This window comes from Daejeonella sp., assembly GCF_049655485.1.
GTDB lineage: Bacteria > Bacteroidota > Bacteroidia > Sphingobacteriales > Sphingobacteriaceae > Daejeonella.
Genome location: NZ_JBASJU010000114.1, coordinates 1 through 2577, shown reverse-complemented (window position 1 = coordinate 2577; position 2577 = coordinate 1). Strand labels below are relative to the sequence as shown.

General features: G+C 42.8%; 2 protein-coding genes. One reads left to right on the top strand and one right to left on the bottom strand.

All coding sequences use genetic code 11. From position 1 onward, the window contains the following. Nucleotides 1-43: 43 nt before the first annotated feature. Nucleotides 44-631 carry a hypothetical protein gene (locus WBJ10_RS04725; protein WP_424288376.1) on the bottom strand — a complete coding sequence of 196 codons (588 nt, stop codon included), beginning with the start codon at nucleotides 629-631 and terminating at the stop codon, nucleotides 44-46. A 1375-nt stretch (nucleotides 632-2006) separates the two neighbouring features. Between WBJ10_RS04725 and rplC the strand changes: the two genes are divergently transcribed. After that, on the top strand, nucleotides 2007-2577 hold a 571-nt coding region (gene rplC / locus WBJ10_RS04720), incomplete at its 3' end, for a 50S ribosomal protein L3 (RefSeq protein WP_424288375.1).

Genomic DNA, 2577 nt, shown 5'->3' with positions numbered 1-2577 from the left:
AAGGCGGGAATCTAAGTCTTACCGTAATGCTTCCATTAAAGGATTACTTCCCCGTTAACTCCGCAATCCTGTTCCTTTCAGTCTGCACTTCCCTGGCTAGCTTCTTTTCTTTTTCGTTAGCGGCGGCTTTGTGCTTTTGGAACTCTTCTGTTAGGTCGTTGAACAAGCCTGTGCGGTAGCGGGCTTCATTAATAGAAGACTTGCTGCGGTAAATTGCAAAGGCAAGGCCGGCAGCTAACAGTCCAACAATTCCCCACATAATCATGCTATAGGTAGCCTTGTCAACAGGAATGCCTAAGAGATTTACCGTATTTACACTAGCCTTCGATTCTTCAAGCTGCTTTTGCACCGATTCAAGTTCCCTTTTTGACTGTTTGACCGTTTGTGCGCTGCCCTGGATTTTTGCATTTGCTTCATTTCTCAGTTGTTTTTCCCGTGTTAAGGTATCCTGAATATTTCTCCAGAAGAGTTCAATTTTATCTTGACGGATCTCTTTAAATCCCTGGTAGGAACCAGACTTAACCACTACATCCTGGTATTGTTGGGCAAGGCTTGACCCGGGTGTTTGCGCTTGAACGTTTATTGTAGTACATATAATAAGGAGTAAGAGGGTAGATTTTAGTCTCGACATATTTACGGGGTTTGAATTATAGAACTAGTTTGGAATTATTTTATTGTGGTTACGAAGAACTAGCCAATCGTATTTTAACCAGCAAAAGCGAATTCACGCAGAATTTTGCCCGATTATTTTATAATTCTCGAAATAAAGCAAATTCTTCATTACGAATTTCATAATACGTTATTCACCGGCATTGCGAATTTCATAATTGCGGTAGTGCCGGCATTGGGAAGTCCATAATTGCGCATTCACCGGTATTGAAAATATGGTAAAAGTGCATTTAGGGGTGGAATTACGAGGATTTTTCGTAAATTATAGGGAGAAGGAAAGGTGAAAAGTGAAAAGTGAAAGGTGAAAGGTGAAAGTGGAAGGAAAAAAGTTCATAGGTCGCGGCTCGGAAAGAGGGATTTAGGGGGTGAAGAGGGAGTGAACGCTTAGTGAACCACTAGTGAATCCTGAGTGAACGGAATGGAGGTTGGAATTCGGAGGTTAAATCGGAGGTCTGAAGTCGGAAGTCGGAGGTCAGAAGTCGGAAGTCGGAGGTCTGAAGTCTGAGTAGTACTGAAGAAAAAGGAAGGGTAGACGGAACTTGTTACGAGAATTGTACCGGTATGAGTAATGAACATAAACAATCTAAATTTTTGCCTATGGAGCAATGAATGATAAAATGAGGTGATTATCCGCTCCGGCGCGGACTTACCAAACGAAGGCGAAGAAAGACCCGCCACATGGTCAATAGTTTACTGTTACTATAAACACAAATACTGGTGCATTACAGTTATTGGGTTCAAATCCCGAATGGTGCCGTTAGTATGGTGAGGTCCGTGGCCAGGGCAGTACACCGAACGCGAAATAGGCGGTAAGTATGAAGACTCTGCTAAAAATTATTAATGAGTGTTGTACGTTTTACGTCTGGGCGTATAGACCCCTCAGTCCGCCCAGGGTGGACAGCTCCCCCTGTCGGAACGTATTCAGCCGGGCGGGCTTGAAAAAAGGGGAGCGGAAACGTACCTAATGCAAACTCCCAGTTAATGTAAACTATCAGCAGTTTATGATCCACTCATAGTTTCGTATTATATATGTATATATAATATCTCGTATCTTATTCCAAAATTCCAGAATGTACAAGCTAAAAATACATTTCCCGTTACTCCCCTTCGAACTTACAGCCTATCACTTACAACTTATAGCTCCTCTTACAGCGTCTAGTAAACGTAAATCGTAAAACCTACAACATATAACTTCTCCTTATAACTTTTTGCAAAAATAACTTCGCAACTATTTGATATTTAACAGAACTTCCCTATCTTTGCCGTCCCTTTAGAGGGGTTTACTATGTCTTGAACGAAGCCCTACTGCTTCGATGGACACAAATTGAATTTAGAAAATGTCAGGAATTATTGGAAAAAAAGTAGGAATGACCAGCATATTCGATGCTGACGGGAAAAACATCCCGTGCACGGTTATCGAAGCTGGCCCATGCGTAGTTACTCAACTACGTACCGTCGACACAGACGGCTACACCGCAGTTCAGTTAGCTTTCTCCGACAAGAAAGAGAAAAACACAACCGGTTCACTTAAAGGACATTTCGCAAAAGCTGGTACAACTCCAAAGCGCAAGCTGGTTGAGTTCAAGACTTTTGAGGATGAAAAAGCACTTGGTGATACAGTTGACGTTTCGATCTTCGTGGAAGGCGACTTTGTTGATGTAGTTGGTACCTCAAAAGGTAAAGGATTTCAGGGTGTTGTAAAACGCCACGGATTTGGCGGTGTGGGTGGTCAAACTCACGGTCAGCACAACAGGTTAAGAGCACCAGGTTCACTTGGAGCTTCTTCATGGCCTTCACGTGTATTCAAAGGAATGCGCATGGCAGGTCGTATGGGTGGTGATCGCGTTAAAATTCAGAATCTTCAGGTTTTGAAGGTGTACACAGAGCAAAACTTATTGGTAGTGAGCG